Source organism: Novosphingobium album (ex Liu et al. 2023), from assembly GCF_029076845.1.
Taxonomy (GTDB): Bacteria; Pseudomonadota; Alphaproteobacteria; order Sphingomonadales; family Sphingomonadaceae; genus Novosphingobium.
Genome location: NZ_JARESE010000060.1, coordinates 25,991 through 44,615 on the forward strand (window position 1 = coordinate 25,991; position 18,625 = coordinate 44,615).

General features: G+C 64.1%; 26 protein-coding genes. 7 read left to right on the forward strand and 19 right to left on the reverse strand.

Features of this window, described 5'->3' with window-relative positions:
* Positions 1 to 3: 3 nt before the first annotated feature.
* On the reverse strand, positions 4 to 2,355 hold the full coding sequence (locus PYV00_RS17050) for a type IV secretion system DNA-binding domain-containing protein (protein WP_275229491.1): 2,352 nt from the start codon (positions 2,353 to 2,355) through the stop codon (positions 4 to 6).
* Positions 2,342 to 2,737, reverse strand: coding sequence for a CopG family transcriptional regulator (locus PYV00_RS17055; RefSeq protein WP_275229492.1), 396 nt, complete (start codon positions 2,735 to 2,737; stop codon positions 2,342 to 2,344). The genes PYV00_RS17050 and PYV00_RS17055 overlap by 14 nt, the downstream gene beginning before the upstream one ends.
* A gap of 322 nt (positions 2,738 to 3,059) precedes the next feature.
* Between PYV00_RS17055 and PYV00_RS17060 the strand changes: the two genes are divergently transcribed.
* Positions 3,060 to 3,332 carry a hypothetical protein gene (locus tag PYV00_RS17060; protein ID WP_275229493.1) on the forward strand — a complete coding sequence of 91 codons (273 nt, stop codon included), beginning with the start codon at positions 3,060 to 3,062 and terminating at the stop codon, positions 3,330 to 3,332.
* A gap of 127 nt (positions 3,333 to 3,459) precedes the next feature.
* Here PYV00_RS17060 and PYV00_RS17065 read toward each other — a convergent pair whose 3' ends face one another.
* Positions 3,460 to 3,771 carry a hypothetical protein gene (locus PYV00_RS17065; protein ID WP_275229494.1) on the reverse strand — a complete coding sequence of 104 codons (312 nt, stop codon included), beginning with the start codon at positions 3,769 to 3,771 and terminating at the stop codon, positions 3,460 to 3,462.
* A gap of 432 nt (positions 3,772 to 4,203) precedes the next feature.
* Entirely contained in the window at positions 4,204 to 5,247 is a 1,044-nt protein-coding gene (locus tag PYV00_RS17070) for a DUF2493 domain-containing protein (protein ID WP_275229501.1), read from the reverse strand.
* A gap of 616 nt (positions 5,248 to 5,863) precedes the next feature.
* Here PYV00_RS17070 and PYV00_RS17075 point away from each other — a divergent pair.
* Genes PYV00_RS17075 through PYV00_RS17090 form a run of 4 tightly spaced genes read left to right on the forward strand, consistent with a single transcriptional unit; the run spans position 5,864 to position 8,000 of the window.
* Positions 5,864 to 5,992 (forward strand): hypothetical protein, encoded by a 129-nt coding sequence (locus tag PYV00_RS17075; protein WP_275229495.1) that lies wholly within the window; start codon positions 5,864 to 5,866, stop codon positions 5,990 to 5,992.
* A gap of 41 nt (positions 5,993 to 6,033) precedes the next feature.
* A complete protein-coding gene (locus PYV00_RS17080) occupies positions 6,034 to 6,642 on the forward strand; it encodes a DUF6088 family protein (RefSeq protein WP_275229496.1) in 609 nt (202 codons plus the stop codon).
* A complete protein-coding gene (locus PYV00_RS17085) occupies positions 6,635 to 7,681 on the forward strand; it encodes a nucleotidyl transferase AbiEii/AbiGii toxin family protein (RefSeq protein ID WP_275229497.1) in 1,047 nt (348 codons plus the stop codon). Before PYV00_RS17080 ends, PYV00_RS17085 begins: the two co-directional genes overlap by 8 nt.
* A gap of 49 nt (positions 7,682 to 7,730) precedes the next feature.
* Positions 7,731 to 8,000 (forward strand): hypothetical protein, encoded by a 270-nt coding sequence (locus PYV00_RS17090; protein WP_275229498.1) that lies wholly within the window; start codon positions 7,731 to 7,733, stop codon positions 7,998 to 8,000.
* A gap of 194 nt (positions 8,001 to 8,194) precedes the next feature.
* Here the strand turns inward: PYV00_RS17090 and PYV00_RS17095 are convergent, their stop codons facing one another.
* From PYV00_RS17095 to PYV00_RS17130, 8 genes are all read right to left on the reverse strand, one after another.
* Positions 8,195 to 9,196, reverse strand: coding sequence for an IS30 family transposase (locus PYV00_RS17095; protein WP_275229499.1), 1,002 nt, complete (start codon positions 9,194 to 9,196; stop codon positions 8,195 to 8,197).
* 129 nt (positions 9,197 to 9,325) lie between these two features.
* Entirely contained in the window at positions 9,326 to 9,886 is a 561-nt protein-coding gene (locus PYV00_RS17100) for an RES family NAD+ phosphorylase (RefSeq protein WP_221231116.1), read from the reverse strand.
* 16 nt (positions 9,887 to 9,902) lie between these two features.
* The gene (locus tag PYV00_RS17105; RefSeq protein ID WP_145075440.1) at positions 9,903 to 10,265 is read right to left on the reverse strand and encodes an antitoxin Xre/MbcA/ParS toxin-binding domain-containing protein; all 363 of its coding nucleotides are present in this window, start codon (positions 10,263 to 10,265) and stop codon (positions 9,903 to 9,905) included.
* Positions 10,266 to 10,333: 68 nt separating this feature from the next.
* Entirely contained in the window at positions 10,334 to 10,891 is a 558-nt protein-coding gene (locus PYV00_RS17110) for a hypothetical protein (protein ID WP_145075443.1), read from the reverse strand.
* A 310-nt stretch (positions 10,892 to 11,201) separates the two neighbouring features.
* Positions 11,202 to 11,666 (reverse strand): MucR family transcriptional regulator, encoded by a 465-nt coding sequence (locus PYV00_RS17115; protein ID WP_145075446.1) that lies wholly within the window; start codon positions 11,664 to 11,666, stop codon positions 11,202 to 11,204.
* Positions 11,667 to 11,910: 244 nt separating this feature from the next.
* Positions 11,911 to 12,087, reverse strand: a complete 177-nt coding sequence (locus PYV00_RS17120) for a hypothetical protein (protein WP_158636703.1) — start codon at positions 12,085 to 12,087, stop codon at positions 11,911 to 11,913.
* Between the two features lie 101 nt (positions 12,088 to 12,188).
* Positions 12,189 to 12,524 carry a single-stranded DNA-binding protein gene (locus PYV00_RS17125; RefSeq protein WP_066213939.1) on the reverse strand — a complete coding sequence of 112 codons (336 nt, stop codon included), beginning with the start codon at positions 12,522 to 12,524 and terminating at the stop codon, positions 12,189 to 12,191.
* A 481-nt stretch (positions 12,525 to 13,005) separates the two neighbouring features.
* On the reverse strand, positions 13,006 to 13,350 hold the full coding sequence (locus tag PYV00_RS17130; RefSeq protein ID WP_145075489.1) for a thermonuclease family protein: 345 nt from the start codon (positions 13,348 to 13,350) through the stop codon (positions 13,006 to 13,008).
* A gap of 402 nt (positions 13,351 to 13,752) precedes the next feature.
* On the opposite strand from PYV00_RS17130, the gene PYV00_RS17135 reads away from it, so the two are divergent.
* Together PYV00_RS17135 and PYV00_RS17140 are read left to right on the forward strand one after the other, a co-directional pair.
* A complete protein-coding gene (locus tag PYV00_RS17135) occupies positions 13,753 to 13,941 on the forward strand; it encodes a hypothetical protein (protein WP_145075492.1) in 189 nt (62 codons plus the stop codon).
* Positions 13,942 to 14,028: 87 nt separating this feature from the next.
* Entirely contained in the window at positions 14,029 to 15,339 is a 1,311-nt protein-coding gene (locus PYV00_RS17140; RefSeq protein WP_275229502.1) for a DUF1173 domain-containing protein, read from the forward strand.
* Positions 15,340 to 15,358: 19 nt separating this feature from the next.
* Here the strand turns inward: PYV00_RS17140 and PYV00_RS17145 are convergent, their stop codons facing one another.
* The 7 genes from PYV00_RS17145 to PYV00_RS17175 all read right to left on the reverse strand — a co-directional run bounded on the left by PYV00_RS17145 (position 15,359) and on the right by PYV00_RS17175 (position 18,547).
* Positions 15,359 to 15,859, reverse strand: coding sequence for a hypothetical protein (locus PYV00_RS17145; RefSeq protein WP_183615228.1), 501 nt, complete (start codon positions 15,857 to 15,859; stop codon positions 15,359 to 15,361).
* A gap of 78 nt (positions 15,860 to 15,937) precedes the next feature.
* Positions 15,938 to 16,450, reverse strand: coding sequence for a hypothetical protein (locus PYV00_RS17150; protein ID WP_145075501.1), 513 nt, complete (start codon positions 16,448 to 16,450; stop codon positions 15,938 to 15,940).
* 37 nt (positions 16,451 to 16,487) lie between these two features.
* Complete coding sequence (locus tag PYV00_RS17155) at positions 16,488 to 17,006, reverse strand: hypothetical protein (protein WP_145075504.1); 519 nt, start codon at positions 17,004 to 17,006, stop codon at positions 16,488 to 16,490.
* On the reverse strand, positions 17,003 to 17,347 hold the full coding sequence (locus PYV00_RS17160) for a hypothetical protein (RefSeq protein WP_145075506.1): 345 nt from the start codon (positions 17,345 to 17,347) through the stop codon (positions 17,003 to 17,005). The genes PYV00_RS17155 and PYV00_RS17160 overlap by 4 nt, the downstream gene beginning before the upstream one ends.
* Positions 17,348 to 17,354: 7 nt before the next feature.
* Positions 17,355 to 17,639 (reverse strand): hypothetical protein, encoded by a 285-nt coding sequence (locus PYV00_RS17165; RefSeq protein WP_145075509.1) that lies wholly within the window; start codon positions 17,637 to 17,639, stop codon positions 17,355 to 17,357.
* 31 nt (positions 17,640 to 17,670) lie between these two features.
* Positions 17,671 to 18,111 carry a hypothetical protein gene (locus tag PYV00_RS17170; RefSeq protein WP_145075512.1) on the reverse strand — a complete coding sequence of 147 codons (441 nt, stop codon included), beginning with the start codon at positions 18,109 to 18,111 and terminating at the stop codon, positions 17,671 to 17,673.
* An 88-nt stretch (positions 18,112 to 18,199) separates the two neighbouring features.
* The gene (locus tag PYV00_RS17175) at positions 18,200 to 18,547 is read right to left on the reverse strand and encodes a hypothetical protein (RefSeq protein WP_183615227.1); all 348 of its coding nucleotides are present in this window, start codon (positions 18,545 to 18,547) and stop codon (positions 18,200 to 18,202) included.
* Between the last annotated feature and the right edge of the window lie 78 nt (positions 18,548 to 18,625).

The following is an 18,625-nucleotide window of genomic DNA, read 5'->3' on the forward strand; positions in this document are numbered from 1 at the left end:
GGGCTACATCTCCATTCCGTCATCCGGGCCGTCATCGAGCCCGGGACCGGGCACCTCGGGGCCATTTGGACCGCCTGCGGAGCGTTCAATCCTGCTCTCCGGTTCGAGCGCTTCGCCAAGTTCGCGCGCGGTCTGGCTGACACGTTGGGCCTCAGTCTTGGCCTGTGCGCTCGGCGCCGGTTTGGTTGAACTTTCAGGTTCGCGGGTTTGCGCCTGCGCGGCAATTGGCGGACCGCCGGGACGGAATATCATCGTGTTGCCGAGACTGCCTGCGGCGAGCGGGCTTTCGCCTGGCATGGATCCGGCAGGAGGTGCAGCAGCATCCGCCTGCGGCGCAAGCGCTGGCGGCCTCGGCAGGTCCCCATCGCGGTCGACTTCGACCTTGGGCTCGAGCTCGTCCTTGGTCTCTCGGCCACCACCTTCTTCGTCTGCATCGTCGTCGCTGGCGGGCTTCGCGAACTCGATTGGCTCGACATTCTCGCGCAGGATGTAGCCTTCGGCGACCGCCGGGTAGTCCTTGTAGGTGAGCTTGATCCGCGCGGCATCGAAGCCCTCGGGGAATACCAGGAACCCGCGCAGCGAGGGCAGCTTCATGATGTCGTCGGGCAGGACCAGAGGCTGGACTTCGGAGCGGGGGGTAATTGTCGCCGCATCGCGGATGTTGGAATAGCCGTAACTGTAGGCCTCATCCATCATGCGCACCTCGCGGTGGCCGATGTAGTCGGAACAATGCTCAGCGGTATCGCGATCGGCGGCGGCCAAAATGAGCTTGGTGCGCGCCAGCGAAGAGAGGTTCTGCGCGCCTTCCTTGCCGTAGGTCTCCGACAATTTGGCGAAGGAATGGATGCCGAGTACGAAGGCGCCGCCGAACCCCCGTGCGGTCTGCAAACCGTCCTCGATTGCGGGCAGGCGGTGCAGCGCATGGACCTCGTCGAAGAAGAACCAGGTGCGCAACGAGCGCGTGCGCGGCAGGCGCATCAGCGTGTGCACTGCCAGGTTCATCCAGAGCGAGAGCAGCGCGCGGTTGAGGACGAGTTCGTTGTGCGAGGAGGTGATGAACAGGATGCTGCCCGGCTTGTCATCGTTGCGGATCCAGGATTGAATCGAGAAGGGCTCCTTGCCCTCGGGCAGGAAGCGCAGCGCCTGCGCATTGGTGTTGAACACGGCCCGGATCGACTCTGCCATTTTGGCCGCTTCGGGCGCAGTCAGGGGATCGGCCACGGTGTTTTCGAGCATCTTGTGGACCTCCTTGAGGTCCGCCATCATCAACCGGCTGGCGAGCGCCTGGTTGGTCGCCTGGCCATCCTTCATGAGCTTGATGCAGGTCTCGACAAACAGCGTGCGCGCAGCGAGCATCCAGAACGGCTCGGCCCCGCCGCCATCGGCCGGAAGCAGGGCTGCGGCGATACCGGTAAAATCGGCATGGTTCTTCGCCTCGCCGAACACCGACCAGGACGGGCAACGCTCATCCATCGGGTTGAGGATCACGTCGGTCTGGGGATTGTAGAACGCCTCGACGTAGGCACCGGTGAGATCGAAGACGACGGCGCGATCGCGGCGCATACGCATCTGCGCGATCAGCGCGCGCATCTGGGTGGTCTTGCCGGTCCCGGTCGAGCCGATCATCATCGTGTGCGACTGTTCGGTACGCCAGGGGAAGGCGACCCCGGCGAGCGAATAGGCGTGGTGAATGCCGGCCGCTTTGCGCGGGGCAAGCGGCATCGCCATGACCTCGTCGAAGCTCATGGCGGGAAGCCGCTCGGCGATTTCCTGTTCGAGCGCAGCCCGGTTGTGGGCATTGATGACGGCTGCCAGCTCTGCGCCGTCGACCAGCATCGCGCCGCGCTGGTGACGCTCTTCGAGGATCGACTTGCCGCGCCGCTTCGAGAAATCGACGAACCAGATAGCGAGCGGTACAGCTAGGAACAGCGAGATGAACAGCGAGCCCCAGACCGCGCGCATCATACGGTTCCAGGCGATGGCAACATCGGGGTGTGAGGCGACCATCGAAATCGGCGCCGGGATCACTTCGCCAGAGGGCAGGGAGAGGTTGATGACCTTGCCGGGATTGAACTCCATGAATCCCCATCCGGCGGCGTAAATCCGCATGAGAATCATCTGCACTTCGTGTTCGTGAAGACGCAGCGCGAGCGCGACCGAGAGCACGAGGAGGAAGGTGAAAAACCACACCATGAAAGGCAGGCGCGCGGAGGCAAACCACATCAGGAATTCGTGGGTGATGAGCTGCGATCCGCGGGTGAAATCACCGGCATTGCGCGGCATGGTCCCGCGCGCCGAATGGTGCTGCAGCTTGCCCGGCCGAGCGCGGTCGGACCAGGTGTCAGGCCCCGCCATGGAAGGCCTCCATGCGCCGCTCGGCTTCGGTCAGAAGTTCGGTGTGCACCTCGGGGTATTCGCGCTGGACGATGAGGTCGAGCGCGAGGAAGGTATACTCGGACGAGAACTGACGCCGGCGATCCTGCTCGGATGAACCGGAAATGTCATCGATGAAGCGCTCGATGGCGATTCGCAGAAGCTTCGATCGGGAGATATTGCGCGAGACCGCAGCGGCATTGGCCGCCTCGGCAATGGGTCCGGGAAGCCGGACCGAAATCAGGACTGTTTCTGTCATCACCAAACCCTTCGAAAAGGGCCCGGTGGAGATTGCGCCTGGATGTTTTAGGCCATCGCCGATGGCTTGGCAAGGGAAGCGGGAACCGCTGCCTGCCGTATTCAAATGTATTACGCGCAAAATGGCGCAAGTGCGTCGTCCCCAATTATGTTCAGCAATTATAACACATTGTGATACAGGGATGGGATTGCTGTATACGCGCGCAGTTCTGCCAATTTCGCCTACTGCCGTGCAGTGTACGGTCTGCACCTTTACCCCTTAATCCGATGCAACTTGGTTCGCGTTGGATTTCTGGTTTTTTCAGGATCGAGGATCGGGCCTTCAGTGCCAGTCTCTAGGCGCAGCAGGGGCAATCTATGCTTCGCAGGCCACGGCAAATTGCAGATGGTTTGAACAAGAGGACTTGCCAACAGGCTTTGGCGTTGTGATGCTTTTGCCGGGAGGTTTCAGCGCCAACCCACGAGGTATCATCATGGCCAGGAAAGGAAGTCTTGAAGCGGAACGACAGGCGATCGCAAGGGAGCGAAACGCGCTGGAAGCGCGCGAAGCGAAGCTGCGGGAAAGCGAGCAAAATGCCATGGCCGAACTGCTGAGAAAATCGGCACTCGGCAAGGCACCGTTCGAGCGGGTTGAAGGCTTCTTCGCCACACTCGGAAAGCTCGGCCTGGACGAAGCGGAAAAGCGCTTGGCGAAAAGCTGAAACCGGTCTCGCAAGAGACCAGCGCAGCCGGGGCTCGATGCCCCGGCTGCGCTTTAATTCAGGCTCGCAAAAAAGGGGCCGGAGAGCCCCTGACGAGCCCTCCGGCGCTGTGCGATGTTTCTGCATGTCAGAACGGGCAGTCCGCGTCCCATTCGGGATCCATGACGACGCTCATGAAACTTGCGGCGCGGGCGATGTTCGCTTCGTCGAAATCATCGGCCATCATGCCTGGCACCGTATGGACGATCCGGTCGATCAGGTTCTGGGGCAGCGCATTGTAGTCGCCCTCGTCGATGGCGACGAAGCAGCCCTCTTCGTCCTCGATAACGTGCTGGTCGAAGAAGCTGTGCTGGGCCCTGACGTTGGCGGCGCGTACCGCGGCGTCATAGCTGATGGGATCGAAAGCCGGGATGTCGAGTGCGGTCGTAAGAGCGTTCATGTGAGCCTCCTGTCAAAATCATTGAAGAGACCTCCGAAAAGATGACCGAGCTTGGCCCGGGTCAGGAACGGGCCGCCCGCGGCCCGCCGCGAAGCGGGGGTGGGGGTGCCGATTTTTCTGGAGCGCAAGCGCAGCCGGAGTGGAGGAAAAATTGGGGGAACCACCCTTCTTGACGCGGGGCAATGGCGGTCATCATGCTTGGAATTCTGCGAGAGTTTTAACCCCTGTTGGTCCGCACCACCGGTGGATCCAAGTGCTGGCCTGCCGCCCGGCCGATGCGAAGGCTGGGAAGCGGGCAGGCCGACAGGCCGTCACCCGGGGCCCAGCGAGCGAGCCGGGTCAGACCAGGGGCGCTCCAAGCGACAAAAAAGAAGGGCATCCGGCGGTTAGACCGGACACCCTTCGGTAAAGTCGGATCACGTTGTTTCCCGCTCAGAACGGCGGGAGATCGTCGCCATTGACCGTGCGCTTTGCCCCGCCGCGTTCTGCCTGAGCCGGGGCCTTTGACCGGGATGGGGGAGCCTCGTTCTGGGCACCTGCCTCGCGCACGATGTGCATCGGCACGCGCGCCTCGCGCAGCCTGTCGGCGAGGTTCGCCTGGATGCCGCCGCCGTTGCACACCACCGCCTCGACCGGTTTGAAGCTGAGCATGCGCGCATTGCGTTGGTAGGGCGCCGAAGGACCACGCGAGGCATCGGGCTTGCACAGGATGACGGGGACGTTCTTGCTCGATGCCCAGGCCGCCGCAATCACGTCAGCACCCTTGTTCTGTGCGGTCGTTGCCAGCACCATCGAAGGGATGCGCGTCCGGATTGCGTTGAGGTAGTCTTCAACCTGAGCAATGTCGGTGAACTGCTGCCCGCCCGAGAACACCACAACCGGGCCCGTGGGCGCAAACTGTTCCCGCCGCTGCGCCTTTTGTGCGGCCAGGTAATCGCGCGCCTCGATCATCGAGGCATTGGTCTTGGACGATACCCGCGAGCCGCGCACTGGCGAGAAGGGACGACCGGTCTCCACGAGGTAGATCTTCGCGGCATGGTCGCGCATGCATTCCATCGCGTCGCGGCATTCGGCCAGGCTGCGGGCCTGCATGGTGAGGTCCTCCAGATCGGTCGCGTAGACTTCGCTCGGATCGTATTCGCGCAGCTTCTCCTGCAGCCGGTTCGCCATCGAATCCTCTCGGGTATCGAGACGCTTGGCGACCACGTGGAAGCTGTTGGCAATACCCCAGGCGACCTCGCTTGCCATGTCCTCCATCCGGGTGTCGCGGAACAGGTCGAACACCGTTGCCAGCATCATCTCGATTGCCGCCTGCGCCACATCCGGATCGGGCATTTCGGCTGCGCTCGGTTCATGCTCGATCGAAAGCTTGGCAAGCTCGGTCTGCTCCATGAATGCGGCAGCATAGTCGGGAGTGGCAATTTCCCGCGCGTAGTGTTCGGCGAGATCGGCGAAGTTCGAGAAACGGTCCGTCATGATAACCTCCAAAAGGAATTGTCTCTCATCACGCTGATGAAAGATGCCCATCGGAGGGACGCCGGAGTCAGGCAGTCAGGGACGGCGGCGCGCACGCGCTGCCGCTGCGAGCAGCGGGCGTGGGGGGAGCCGATTTTTGCTCGCAAGGCGGTAGCCGCAGCAGGCCAAAATCGGGGGGCACCCGCGATCCTTGACGGCCGCCAATCTCCCAGGCGTCATGCTATGGCGATGCTGATTTCGCTCAGCCACCGAGATGAGAGAGAGATTAGGTTTTGCCCCCGAACCCCTTCAGGGCGTTCGGGGTTAACCGCAAAACGCCATGTCCTTTGCGCCCCGCTTGATTGCCGTGGCCGAAGAATGTTGGTGGGTCGTCGCGGGGCGCGCTGGCTGCGCCGTGGTCGGCGGAGCCAGCAACAAATGACGGACCCCTTGTCGGAGACAGTCAGTCGGCCCGTGGCCCGGTGCATCGCACGGGCGCGGGACGGCGACGGAGGCGAAGGCAAGAGTGCCGGCGGCCCAATGCAGGAAACCCCGCACCCGCAGGAGCGTGCCAGCAAGGCGCGCGGGACCGAGTGCGGCAATCTTGACGGGGCCGCTCCTTCACTTCTGACCGGCGATGTCTGGCACCCTGCCGATCATCGGCATCACCAATGCCAGAAGCGCCAACGTTGATGATCAGCAGGCAAGCGATGGCGATGATCATGATGGTCATCAAAAACCCTTTCACGGGGATATGGTTTGTTAGAAATATGTGTGCTAGTTTCTAACGAAAGGAGCACTCGAATCATGTCCGCCATGGCCGACAAGATCATGAAGCGCGTTCGCGCGAAGGGGAGGGGGTGGGTATTCACCCCCAAGCATTTCATCGACTTTGGCACACGCGGCTCGGTCGACATGGCACTGTCGCGCCTAGCGCAGGCTGGGGAGATTCGCCGGATCGGGCGCGGCCTCTACGACTATCCTCAGTTGCACGACAAGCTGGGCGCGCTGACACCCGATGCCGAGATGATCGCGCAGGCCGTATCAGCGCAAAGCGGCGACCGGCTCGCGCCCTCGGCAGCGGCAGCGGCGAACAGGCTTGGCCTGTCGACGCAAGTACCTGCCAGGACGAGCTATGCGACGACAGGACGAACCCGCGTGCGCCAGGCCGCTGGCCGAAGCGTCACGCTGAAGCACAGCCGCGCACCAGTGCTGGGCAATGCCTCGGAGGCTGCCAACGGCGTGGTCCAGTACCTGGCTGGACTGGGACGCGCCAACGTCGATGCTGATGCGATTTCGCAGCTTGCCGCGCGGCTCGATGACAAGGACGTGCAGGCACTGCTCAAGGGCCGCGCGCAGATGCCGGGTTGGATGGGCGATGTCGTGCTGAAGATCGGGGCGGCGCACCATGGATGAATTTGCCCGGCGGCCTGCCGAAGAGCGGCGGGCGTTCTTTGCCGAAGCAGCCGCACGCCGCGATCTCACGCCGCTCATCGTCGAGAAGGACTTCTGGGTGTGCTGGACCCTGCGCCGGCTGATGGGCGTACCCGAGCTGGCCAAGGTCCTGACCTTCAAGGGCGGGACCTCGCTCTCGAAAGCATTCGGGATCATCAAACGGTTTTCAGAGGACATCGATCTCACCATCAATCGCGCAGCGCCGCTGCTCGGCGAGGTTGCCTCGCCGATGGCGAGCGACATCAGCGGCAAGGAGCGCGAACGGCGCGGCAAGGCGCTCGGCGCTGCCGCGCAAGACTGGGTGGGGACGATCCTCCTGCCGACGCTCGCGCAAGCGATCGAGGAAGCCCTGGGCACCCGTGATGGTTGGAGCATCGAGGCCGATCCCGATGACAAGGATCGGCAGACCGTCCTGTTCAACTATCCGGCATCCTCGGGCTACGGCCTCGACTATGGTAACACTTATGGCGGGCGTACCGGCTACGTGCAGCCGCGGATCAAGCTCGAGTTTGGGGCAAGGGGCGATCCCGAGCCATTCGAGCAGCGGGACATCCTGCCCTACGTCGCCGAGGACTTTCCGGGCGAAGTGCCCGATGCGGTGACTGCCGTGCCAACGCTTGCGCTCGAAAGGACCTACTGGGAGAAGGCGACGATCCTGCATGCGCTGCACTACAGCGGCAAATTGCGGCCAGGTCTGTCGCGGCACTTCTACGATGTGTTCATGCTCGATGCCGCCGGCGTCACGGAACGGGCGCTGACCGAGCGTGTGCTGCTGGAGCAGGTCGTCAGGAACAAGAGCCTGCTCTTCGCTGATGCCAAGGCCTCCTATGGAACGGCGCAGCTCGGAACACTGCGGCTCTCGGTCACCGAAGCAATGCGCGAGGAACTGGCGGCGGACTACGCCGCCATGGCGGAAATGTTCATGGAGGAGCCGCCGGCCTTCGAAGAACTGGTGTCCAGTCTCGCGGATATCGAAGGGCGGATCAATGCGGCCGGCTAGCCCGCAAGGGCACCGGCAAGGCGATAAGAGAAATCAGGAGATGCCTCGGATGGAATTCGACGACCAGATGCGGCGCTTCTTCGGGACCGATGATCTCGGTGCGGTTTCGCCCGCAGTGATGGCCAGCGGTATCGAACGGATGCAGGTCGAGTTTGGCCTTGAAGCCGACAAGGGCCGCAGGTTTGCGATGTGGTCGCTGCTCTACATGCTGGGTTCGGCGCCGGACCTCGACGTCGCCTTCAAGGACGAGCGCGACCGCGATGCGGCGCGCACGTTCATGGACCTGCTGGACCAAGCAAACGATACCGCAGCGGTTTGATCAAGCCTCGGAAACGCCAGCCTCAGGCTTATCCCACATTCGGGCAATCAGCGCGATTTGTGGGATAATTAGTCCGCCCAAGGCGGGCGATGACATCTCTATTTGGCTGTGAGTTCCATTTGAAGCGCGACTTCCGTTCGATGGTCTAGCATTGCACCGAGGGTGGGGCGAGCCCCACCCTCGGTGCTTCAATATCATTCTGAGTGGCGAGATATCTCCGCGGACAAGACCTCCAGCGGAGTCTGGTAACCGAGGCATTTGCGCGGGGTGCTGTTGAGCTGGGCGCAGATCGCCGCGATGACAGCAGGGTCCATCGCTGCGATGTCCGTGTCGGAGGGCAGGAACCGGCGAAGTCGGCCGTTAAGGTTCTCGACGGCGCCCTTCTGCCAAGGCGATTTCGGCTCGCAGAAGTAGCTGCTCATCCCCAGTTCGGATCGAAGCGTCGGGAAGGCGGCAAACTCGGTTCCCCGATCGAACGTGACCGACTGGCGCAAGGCGGAGGGAAGGGGGCCGAGTTGCCCGCAGATCCCAGCCATGACGCCGGCTGAAGTTCGGCTCGGATTGCGCCAGAGTACGGCAAACCGGCTTTTTCGCTCAACCAGCGATGTGAGGTTGGATTTGCCGTAGACCTGCCGGAAGGCCACGAGATCACCCTCCCAGTGGCCAAAATCGTCGCGGCGGGCGATTGCCGTAGGACGCTGTCCGATGCTGTTGGTCAGCGGAATTTTCAGCCCGCGGGGTTTCCGGCCGCCGCGGGGACGCCGGCGCCGGCGAGACCATGGCAGTAGCCGGTAGAGGTCCTGCTGCTTGCCTGCGGCGCCGTAGACATAGCGGTAGATCGTCTCGTGGCTCACCCGGAAGCCGCTATGACCGGCCAAGCGCAATCGACCGGCGATCTGCTCGGGCGACCAGCAGCTCCGCAGACGATCAATCACGTAGTGCGCCAGCTCCGGGTTGCGCTCGAGCTTGCGCCCAGGGACTCGCCGGTCGCGCGCCAGCTTGTGCGCAACGCTCGGGAAGTAACCGCGAAAATAGGCGTCCTCATCAAAGAAATAGTTCCGCCGCAGCTCGCGATAGATCGTCGAAGGATGCCGGCCGAGCTCGGCAGCTATCTTTCGGACCGGCAGCTTGGCGGCCTTCATCCGAAAGAGCGCTTCGCGCTCGGGCAAGCGGAGCTGACGGTAGCAGTGCGACATGGGCGTTCCTCCGAGAATGGGGCCTGTGCCCCGAAAATCCTCGGAATTCGCACTTCAAGATAGAATCCACCCGGCGCAAAAATCCAAGATTGATAAGATTTCTTATGTTAAATCAATGGTTTAGATGAATCACGCATTGTCAGGCCACGATGACTGGTCGCGCGGCAATCGCTGCTCGTCGTCGATCACTTCAAGACGATGCGGGGCCTCGCGGCTCCAGGACCACAGCACCAGATTGCGGTCATCGACCGTAGCTCGTGAAGCGAAGCTTGGCACGATCACGCCGGCGCAGCCGGCGGCAATGAGCCGATCGGCCAGTTCCCAGGTCGGAACGGACTTGCGGTCTCCGGCAAGACGCTCCCAGGCGCAGCTGAGCTGCGCCAAGGTGACCTGCGCTGCATCCCGCACGTCAGGGCTGGTCAGGTCGAGAATTTCCAAAAGATCGGCGCGGTAGCTGCAGATCGTCAGGGGCTGCGCCTTGAAGGCGAACCCTTGCTGAGCCTCGAGCCAGGCGGTTTCGAGGCTGAGCGCCGCATAGAAGCACGCCGTGCCGACGCGGTTGAAGCGGCCGCCGTGAAGCTTCGCGCCTTCGCCCGATTCCGGATCATAAGCCCACGCCGGATGATGCGCCCGATAGACCAGGCCGTCGAACCGGGTGAACGGCAGAGCCGATTTCGAAATCTGGCTCAAAGATCAGGCCCAAAGATCAGGCAAAGCCGCCGGCGGCAATCCGGCCAAGATAGGTGCGAACCTTCTCGCCCTGTCCCTGACGGACAAGCTCTTCCGCCGTGGCATCGCCGAAGGACGGCAGCGGCTGCGATCGGTACCAGGCATAGGCGGCAAGTTCACTACCCGCCCAGGGAATGACCCGGTTGATGATTTCGCTCATTTCACGCAGCCGCGACTGGGTGGCGATGCTGTTGCTGCGGGCGGCCTTCGAGACGGCATCGCGTGACAGTCCCGCGGCGAGCGCCAGTTCAGACTTGGTGATATGAAGCGCCGCCGACAGCCTGTCGACTGAGACGCCCTTGTCGCCGGAGACTTCGCTCAAAAATGCCGCGCTCGCCATTTGCCTCACCATATGCCAATATTTAGGTCATTATATGCGGCGTTCTCCGAAAATTGTCAAGCTGGACGTCAGGCTGCGAACAGTTCGCCCTGACCCGTACCGGACGCTCGAACCGCGCCGATCATTAGCGCAGGCCGACGCAGCAGTTTCAGGACCGCCGGGTTCACCACGTAGACCGCATGGCGCCCGCCGCCGCGATTGCGGTGGTTGGTGGCGTAGCCAGCGTAGTGCCGTGTGACCAGACCCGCACGCGCCAGATCCGAGATCGCGCGGCTGACATTGGCGCGGCCCACGGCCAGGACCTGCTCCTCGACTGCCTGGTCAATCTGAGCGGCATCGCGGGCCTCATCGCCGGAGAGTTCATGCCTGAGCGAGGCTGCAACGCGGGCGCGCAGCGCCGCGCGGCGGCCCTGCTGTTCGCTCAAAGGAAGCAGCTGGGTGCAGAGCCAATCGCGCAGGAGTGCGGGCTTTCCATCTCGGGCAACGAAGGGACCGGACTGCCCTCGCCCGTCGGCGGCTTCGGATACGAGTTGGAGAACCAGGAAAGCGTAGCGCGGCCGGCTCGAAACCTCGGCCAGCACCGCGTAAATGCCGCCAACGCCAGTGATCGGTGTCTGTTGCTCCATGGATCAGTATTGAGCACAAAAGGTGAATCCTGTGAATCCCCTTTCGTTCAGGCCATGTCGTTTGTCGCCCGTGACACTTTGCCTGGCACCGCATCGGAACATTCGGGACCTGCATCGTCAGCCAATTCGATCGGCAGAGCATTCAATACGGGCGGGTATCACCCGCGCTCCTGCAAAGGCTGATGTCGATGATGACACTTTGCCCTCGGGGCAGAGTGTCACAGACGGCAAGACATGCATCGATAAGTCGACAGAAAAGGAGCCAGGGAATGAAGCTGATATCCGACGTCGGTCCATCGGCGCATCAGGCTTAGCCGAAGGCGACCCCGAGCTTATTGCGCGGTTTGGCGGCCGCGACCGGCTTAGCCTCTGACTTCGGACTTTGTCCGGGCTTGCGACCAAGTCCGATCCGGACGGCGAGTTCCTTGCGCTTGGCGGCATAGTCGGGCGCGACCATCGGATAGTCTGCAAGCAGGTTCCAGCGCGCGCGGTAATCGGCCGGCGTCATGCCATGATCGGTGCTGAGGTGGCGCTTGAGCATCTTGAACTTCGCGCCGCAATCGAGGCAGGTCACCGCATCGGGTTTGACCGATGCGCGGACCGAGACAGCGGGTATGCGCACTTGCTCGGTCGGCTCGGGCACCTGACCAAGCGAAGCCAGCGATGCGTAGACCGACTGGATCAGGCCCGGCAAATCACCCGCCGCGACCGAATTGTTGCTGACGTGGGCCGAAACAATATCAGCGACGTGATCCAGGAGCATTTCATCGGCCATTGCGTGCGGTCTTTCTCCAATTGGCGATGGCGGACCCTATGGGCCGCGGTCGCCAAATGCCAGTGCCGTTGGCTTGCGCTCCAGATCGACATGCGCAAAAAAATGGGGCCAGCTTGCGGCGGCCCCTTGGAAAGTTTTGGGAGAGGATGCCTGAAAGGCACTCCTGATATGGGGTGACGCCTTAAATGCTGCAAGTGCGAAATAAGGTCCGGCAGTTGAATTTTGTGCAACGCGGCATCCACCTTCACCCCGGCGGCCGGTAGCGCGGGGTCGGATCGGCAAACCGGCGCGGATGAGCGAGTTCGGTGCGGGCGACACGGAACGTGTAGCCGTCCCATTCGCGCCAGGGATGGTAGCGGTTGAAGGTGCCGCCCATGCCGCTCGGCGTATCCCACACCGGCGTTTCGGCAGTGATCGTCATGGGGAATTCCTGTCTTTGTGAGAAATCGGGGGTGCAACGATCCGGCAGGGATTGGCCTCACCCCCCGTTGGGAGGCGGCGCTGCCGCCTCCCGGGCTCCGGTCAGAGGAAGAGGACTTCCTCGGCGACGATCTCGACCGCGTAGCGTTCGACGCCCTCGCGGTCCGTCCACTTCGAGTAGTGGAGGCGGCCCTGGACCTCGACCATGTCGCCCTTCTTCTTGTGCTTGGCGACCGAAGTGCCGAGGCCGTTGAAAGCGGTGACGCGGTGGAACTCAGCGAGGGTCTCGGTGTAGCCGGCCTCGTTCTTGACCGTCTTGCCATCGACCAGCTTGGGGCGGTCGGTGACAAGAGTGAAGGAGGTAATCGCGGTTTCACCGGCGTGACGGGTTTCGGGTTGGCTAGCGATGCGACCGATCAGGATGACGAGGTTCTTCATGGGGTTTCTCCGTGGCTTGAATTCGGCGGAACCGCCCGCCGATGAACACCACAGGCAGGGCCAAAGGCACGGGCCCGCACCGAACGCTTGCGTGAGGGGAACTCAAAAGCGAGGAGTGGTGCGGCAAGCCCGCAGGGCTTCACGGTCCGCTGCTTTTGGGTTGCGGCCAGAGACTGGCGCTGCAGGGTTCATCGGCAAACGAAGGGCGGTTTCGTCAGTTCAGGCCGCAGGTTCCCAGGCGTTCCTACCCGTCTGCCTTGGTTGCATCCCGTCAGGGCACCCCGGCACCACGCTGGTGTCCATGCGCACCCTCCCCTCGCAGCGGTACTCCCGCCTGCGCATGTCCGGGCAAGTCAGAACGAGATCGCGCGAGAAACCTCGATTTCTCTGCGCTTACCGCAACGGCCTTGTGCGTCAGCACCTGCACGAAGAGCGGGCTGATCCGGAAATTTCAGGGTGCCACCGCGTGCGAATGGGCGCGTCAGCGCCAGGGTTTGGCGAGGCCCTGCGTGATCAGGTAGTCGCCGGCGTCCACGCCGTTCACCGAGATGGTGGCAAGCGTCCGCCCATAGGCGTCGGTGCCAAGCCGCGTGATCATGACCCGCCCACGCGAGACGAACCGCACGAGCGCGGCGCGCGATGCTTCCCCGGCAGTGAAGTCGCACCAGGCGTAGGACCGGCGACGGTCCTGACACTTGGGACTGTCCGGCAGTTCAGGTGCATCGATATTGGCGATGCGGACCCGCTCGCGGCCGCAGCGGATGGTGTCGCCATCATGAACGCTTGGCGAAAGACATAGGGCGGCAGCGGCGAGAACGATGGGCATCGGCAATCCCTAGCGCGGCCGCACTGTCGAACCAAGCCCTCCCCTCTTCCCGACTGGCCCCGATCGTCACCCGAAGGGCCGGCATTCTCGCCGGCGAGGTTGGGCGGGCGGCGGCGCGAGAGCGCCGACCGCGCGCCCTAGCGAGTAGAGCGGGTCGCCCCAAGCCCCGCGCGGGGCGCGGGCGTAGGGGTGCCCCCGCCCTCTCCCCTGCCCTTTGCCTCCCAACACCCCATCCACCTTTAGCCCAATACCGATGTGCGATTGTCGCCCGCATGGCGGGCCCACCGCGTCAGTGGATTGCGGCAATGCTCGACCAGCGGCTCTAGAAAGGCTATGGGGGGGCCGTCCTGGAACCGCCCGCAGGGGCAGTGTTTCCATGCGACTGGCAAGGGAGAATCGCGAATGGATCAGGAGATCCAGATGCCGAGCGCGCGCATGGTTGCTGAGGCCATGGCGACGCTGCTCGCAGGCAAGCTTGCCGACCAGGCGGCGAGCGAAATCGTGCTGAGCCGCGAAGAAGCCGCACTGTGCCTCGGGCTTGCCGAGGGAATTGCCGAAAGCCTCGCGCACGAGGCGGGCGAAACGGACTGATCCAGCTTATCTGACCACAAGCTGCGCTATACGCCGCCGGCCTTGCCGGGGGCCACGGGCAAGGATAGACTTGGCCCAGTGCGCGCCATGCGGGCCGCGTCAGACAAACCAAAGGAGAATGCGCGAGAGGTCGAACGGGCAGCGTCGATCGCGAGAAATTGGAGATCCCCAATGATCCAGCGATACCGTGTGCTCGGGAAGGTCGTCACCGGCGGCCAGGATGACCTGCAGGCTGCGCTCGGCGCAGCCTATGCGCGCAAGGAGCGGGTGCTCTGCGAATGCCGCAGGCACGAAGAGCTGCCGCTCTATATAAGCCACCGCCATGATCGCTACGTGCTGGCGCGCTGGCCGGGTTCAGGCGCACGTCATGCGACCGCCTGCGACCATTACGAGGCCCCGGACTTCCTGACTGGCATGGCCCAGGTCCGCGGAAATGCCGTGATCGACGACGAGGATTCCGGCGAAACAACGCTCAAGCTCGCCTTTCCGCTGTCACGCAGTGCGGCGCGGCTCGCGCCAGCGGCGCTCACCAACGACAAACCAACGGTCAAGTCCACAGGCCAGAAGCTGTCGATGCGGGGGCTGCTCCATGTCCTGTGGGACCGGGCCGAACTGACGCACTGGCATCCCAAGATGGCGGGCAAGCGCAACTGGTTCGTGGTGCGCCGCGCGCTGCTCGAAGCCGCGGCCAGCTGCAAGGCCAAGCAGGAAGCCCTGTCCCATGTCCTGTTCGTGCCCGAGACGTTCCGGCTCGAGGACAAGGAGGACCTGCGCGCGCGCCGCCGGGCGGCGCTTGAGCGCGTCTACCGTTCGCGTGACGAGTTGATGGTGGTGGTGGGAGAGATCAAGGAAATCGCCCCGGCGCACGGCGCGGAGCGCATCGTGCTGCGCCACGTCGGCGACATGCCGTTCGTCATGGACCCGGACATGGCGCGCCGCTTCCACAAGCGGTTCGCGGGCGAACTGGCGCTGTGGCAGGCGCAAGGAAACCAGGGCCACCTCGTCGTTGCCGGCTCGTTCGCGCGGCGCAGGCAAGGGACGTTCGACCTGATCGAGGTGGCGCTGATGCCGGCGACCGGCGAATGGCTGCCCTACGAGAGCAGCGACGAGCAGTACCTCCTCACCAAGGCGGTCGCCGAAAAGCGTCGGTTCGTGAAGGGCATGCGGGTCAACCTCGATGCCAGCGCGCCGATCGCCAGCTTGGTGCTCAAGGACACCGGCGAGGATGCAACCGCGATCCATATCCATGATGGCGATACTGAGGCCAGCGAACCGCTTGAGGCGCTGCTCGCCTGCGAGGGCGTCACGCACATGGTGTGGAAGGAAGGCGAGCCGCTGCCACCGCGTGGGTCCCGGCGCCGAACCGGCGGCATCCCGTCGGACCGCGCTGCCGCGTGAATGGGCCCGCGCCCAGGCGTCAACCGCCGTTCGGCAAGGGCTTTGTCGGCAGCAGGTCGATCCGGCGCGCCGCGTCAGGTTCGGACCGTAGCGCGGCAAGGCGCGTCTCGACCGAGGCCGCGTCCTCGGTGATCTCGATGCGATTGAGCCCGATCAGCGTCCAGACCTTGTGCTCGGGACGCGCGGCGGTGTGGACCGCGTAAGCGAGCGGCAGCTTGTCGGGGTAAAGCCAGAGGAGGAGCACCGGTACGGCGGCAAGGTTGGGCCTGCCCTCGACGTCGGTGAGCGACAGCAGCCCGGTCTCGGGATCATAGCGGCAGTCGATCCCGAGCGGCACAGGGTGGCCGATTATCCCGAGCAGCGCCTCGCGCGCGTTTGCACCGAAGACCCGGTCCAGTTCCGGTCCCGGCTTGGCATCGGGGTCGGTTTCAAGCTCCGCCAGGAAGATGAGCACGGCGAAGAGCCGGGCAGCTTCGTCCCGCGTGCAGGGAATATCGAGGGCGAGGTGGATTGCGGACATGGGAGTTCCTTCGCGGGAAGCGGTCAGCAGCCCTCGACCGGCGCAAGTGCGTCGGGACCCAGAACGGCAGAGCATTGCTTAGATTGAGAGGTGGCGTTCGACGTGCGCACGCTCGCGCGGGCGCTGGAAATTGTAGACGGGAACGCCGTGGGCAGCGGCGATGCGGATTGCCTGGCCGGTCCCGCCCGAGGCTTCGCCATCGGCGGTCCAGCACAGGACGAAGTCGGCGGGCGCATCGAGCTCAGGCCCCAGGACCTGGAACACGTTCCGGGTGTGCAAGGCCTGGACGAAGAGATCGAGTCCGGCGAAAGCGGGGTGCGCTGCGGCAGCAAGAGCTCGCGCACGCTGCCACAGCTCTGGCGGCAAGGCCTGCGGGTGGAACGGGCTCGCCGAACCGCGCCAGCCCGGCGCGGGCAGGAAGATCTGTTTGCCCTCCCCCGCCCCGCGCTCGAACGCGCTGTCGGCGCCGATCGCATGGCCGGAGCGCAGGACGTAGCCGCGCTTCAGAAGGGCGAAGGCAGCGCGCGTCATCAGTGCGAGCACTTCGGGCGGGGTGCGGCGTGCACCGATCCCAGTGTAAAAGCGGGGCATGGCAGGTCTCCTTGTTCGCCTGCCCGCCGCGTTCCCCCTACCCTCCCGTCGGCATCGCCGGGGTAACGCCCGCCCCGCGTGCGGCCAGCATGGGGCCGTAGGTAGCTTCAAGATTGCGGTGGAGGACCGCGTTTGCGGGCGGGAAGAAGCTGCCGTCCTCGCGCGGCCGCGAGATCCGGAGCGCGCCGGCGATAACGTCGGGAAAGGGGCGGACACATAGGAGCGACGAACCCGCGTAAGTGACTGGCGGCGGGAACCCCGCGCTGATCCAGCTTGACGGCACGTCTAGCCCGTCGAGCCAGCGCCGGGCGCCGGGCGGCAGTACCGCCACCTGCGAGACGATCCACAGCGTCCAGTAGGTCCCGAAATCATGAGCGTTGGCGATCGCCGCGAATTCCAGGGGCGCAGGCGGCGGGCCGTTTACCGCGATCACTGCGGCCTGAAAGGCGCGCAGCTCGTGCCTGTTGACGCGCTCGAAATCGGGCGTTTGGCCGAGCTGGGCGCAGGGCTCGTTCGCTGGCCCTGCCCCGAGTTCGAAGAGCCTGTGGCGGGTCACGCAGCAGCCTCCCCTGCCCCATCGGGATACCAGGCGAGTTCCACCGCGTTAGGGTTATCGACATCGTAGGCGGCGATACGCGCCGAGGTAATCCAGGTCTCCGGATCGCGGAGCGCGACATAGCCGCCATAGAAACGGCCATCACGGTGGACGAACTGGGCGTGGATGTCCTCGGCTACCGCTTCGGAGACGAAGAAGCCGGCCGCGCCGCGAATGTGGATCGGGGGAAGAACGCCCAGCATTTCGTCATGGAAGACCTCTGTCACCCTCGAGAGCGGGAACTGCGCGAGCGTGCGGGCGCGTTCATCAGACGGCGACGCTGCAAATTCGGGATCGGTCATGGGAGCCTCATTCGTAACGGGGTGGGGCTTGCGGGAAGCGGGGCGGAACCGCGTGTTCGAACACGCAGGCGCGGTAGCGGCCGCCGGCGTAGAGCACGGAATCAAGGCGGCGCTGGCCGCGCTGGACCAGGTCGAGCAACCGGTTGGCGCGCACCGCGAGCCGCGATGCAGCAGCTTCGGTAAGGCAGACCCGGTGGAGGCGGACAAGTTCGCCGGTGTCGTACCACCATGAGCCCTCTTCCGGCCCGCCGTAAGCGCGGTCGACCGCGTAGAAAGCGACGACGTATTTCATGGCAAAATGCCTCCTGGGGCGGTGCGACACGTCAGACAAGAACGAATGGCGGGACGGTGATCTCGGCCTTCGCCATCGCACGCTTGAGCTCGCGCAGGCGAGTGAACCCCTTGATCCAGGACGGCGGGAAGAGGACATATTCGTCTTCGCTCGCCGTGTAGTCGCGCATGGGTCCCGTACCGTCGAACACGACAATCTCGGGGAGATACGCCCCGGGACAGCCGCCCGACCAGCGGCGAAAGATCAACCCGTGCTCGATGCAGAAGGCATCGACCTCCGGGATCTGCCCGCCGTTCAGTTCGGTGCCGTAGAGCTCGAGCGGCGCGCCCTCGATTACCGCCGCCGGGTCGAACGGCTCGCCGTCCCATTCGGCGCGCAAGTCATATTCCTCGGCGCAGGCAGCGAGGCCGCTGAGGAGGTCGCGGCGCAGCGCGCCGCCGATAGTGATGTGAACGGGGGCTCTGTCGCCCATGGCCCGTGTCCTTTCGCAGCCGGTTGGTCCGACCGCGATCACCCCTCTCCCCTCACCAGCCTCTTGCGCGAGCAAAGGTGTGGCGCGTTCAGGCTGGCAGCAGCGGCACAAGGTTGGAGTCGAGCGGAAACCCGAGGCAGCGCGCCAGCTCGGCCGCGTGCTCGAAGTCGGCAGTCGTCACATGAAGTGACCGGGCGATATCGGCCAGCGTCTCGCCTTTGCGGGGCGGCGCTACGCTGTGAAGCTTTCCTGCTTCTGCGGTCACCGCGAAGGGCCAGGTCATGGCGACGGCAATCACCCGCTCGGGCAGCACGATCAGGGTATCGCCAGTTTTGATGCTCTCGTCGCATTGCGACGCGTCATAGGCATTGCCGGTAGTCGCAAAGGCATGGTGCCGCCGCGTGTCGAAGGCGAAGCGTTCGCTATTTGTGAACATGAAGTGTCTCCGTTTGCGCGGCGACAACTACGATGGCCGGTTGAGCGGCGACTATGATGGCCGGTAGGATCGGTTGTC

Excerpts from the sequence above, each read along its gene's own strand:
- PYV00_RS17140 (WP_275229502.1), top strand. The coding sequence starts at position 14,029 with ATGCGGGCCGCGTCAGACAAACCAAAGGAGAATGCGCGAGAGGTCGAA.
- PYV00_RS17115 (WP_145075446.1), bottom strand. The coding sequence starts at position 11,666 with ATGGCCGATGAAATGCTCCTGGATCACGTCGCTGATATTGTTTCGGCC.
- PYV00_RS17135 (WP_145075492.1), top strand. The coding sequence starts at position 13,753 with ATGGATCAGGAGATCCAGATGCCGAGCGCGCGCATGGTTGCTGAGGCC.
- PYV00_RS17160 (WP_145075506.1), bottom strand. The coding sequence starts at position 17,347 with ATGACCGATCCCGAATTTGCAGCGTCGCCGTCTGATGAACGCGCCCGC.
- PYV00_RS17110 (WP_145075443.1), bottom strand. The coding sequence starts at position 10,891 with ATGGAGCAACAGACACCGATCACTGGCGTTGGCGGCATTTACGCGGTG.
- PYV00_RS17120 (WP_158636703.1), bottom strand. The coding sequence starts at position 12,087 with ATGACGATCACTGCCGAAACGCCGGTGTGGGATACGCCGAGCGGCATG.
- PYV00_RS17095 (WP_275229499.1), bottom strand. The coding sequence starts at position 9,196 with ATGTCGCACTGCTACCGTCAGCTCCGCTTGCCCGAGCGCGAAGCGCTC.
- PYV00_RS17170 (WP_145075512.1), bottom strand. The coding sequence starts at position 18,111 with ATGGGCGACAGAGCCCCCGTTCACATCACTATCGGCGGCGCGCTGCGC.
- PYV00_RS17065 (WP_275229494.1), bottom strand. The coding sequence starts at position 3,771 with ATGAACGCTCTTACGACCGCACTCGACATCCCGGCTTTCGATCCCATC.
- PYV00_RS17175 (WP_183615227.1), bottom strand. The coding sequence starts at position 18,547 with ATGTTCACAAATAGCGAACGCTTCGCCTTCGACACGCGGCGGCACCAT.
- PYV00_RS17070 (WP_275229501.1), bottom strand. The coding sequence starts at position 5,247 with ATGACGGACCGTTTCTCGAACTTCGCCGATCTCGCCGAACACTACGCG.
- PYV00_RS17075 (WP_275229495.1), top strand. The coding sequence starts at position 5,864 with ATGTCTGGCACCCTGCCGATCATCGGCATCACCAATGCCAGAAGCGCC.
- PYV00_RS17085 (WP_275229497.1), top strand. The coding sequence starts at position 6,635 with ATGGATGAATTTGCCCGGCGGCCTGCCGAAGAGCGGCGGGCGTTCTTT.
- PYV00_RS17145 (WP_183615228.1), bottom strand. The coding sequence starts at position 15,859 with ATGTCCGCAATCCACCTCGCCCTCGATATTCCCTGCACGCGGGACGAA.
- PYV00_RS17130 (WP_145075489.1), bottom strand. The coding sequence starts at position 13,350 with ATGCCCATCGTTCTCGCCGCTGCCGCCCTATGTCTTTCGCCAAGCGTT.
- PYV00_RS17165 (WP_145075509.1), bottom strand. The coding sequence starts at position 17,639 with ATGAAATACGTCGTCGCTTTCTACGCGGTCGACCGCGCTTACGGCGGG.
- PYV00_RS17125 (WP_066213939.1), bottom strand. The coding sequence starts at position 12,524 with ATGAAGAACCTCGTCATCCTGATCGGTCGCATCGCTAGCCAACCCGAA.
- PYV00_RS17080 (WP_275229496.1), top strand. The coding sequence starts at position 6,034 with ATGTCCGCCATGGCCGACAAGATCATGAAGCGCGTTCGCGCGAAGGGG.
- PYV00_RS17150 (WP_145075501.1), bottom strand. The coding sequence starts at position 16,450 with ATGCCCCGCTTTTACACTGGGATCGGTGCACGCCGCACCCCGCCCGAA.
- PYV00_RS17050 (WP_275229491.1), bottom strand. The coding sequence starts at position 2,355 with ATGGCGGGGCCTGACACCTGGTCCGACCGCGCTCGGCCGGGCAAGCTG.
- PYV00_RS17090 (WP_275229498.1), top strand. The coding sequence starts at position 7,731 with ATGGAATTCGACGACCAGATGCGGCGCTTCTTCGGGACCGATGATCTC.
- PYV00_RS17105 (WP_145075440.1), bottom strand. The coding sequence starts at position 10,265 with ATGGCGAGCGCGGCATTTTTGAGCGAAGTCTCCGGCGACAAGGGCGTC.
- PYV00_RS17060 (WP_275229493.1), top strand. The coding sequence starts at position 3,060 with ATGCTTTTGCCGGGAGGTTTCAGCGCCAACCCACGAGGTATCATCATG.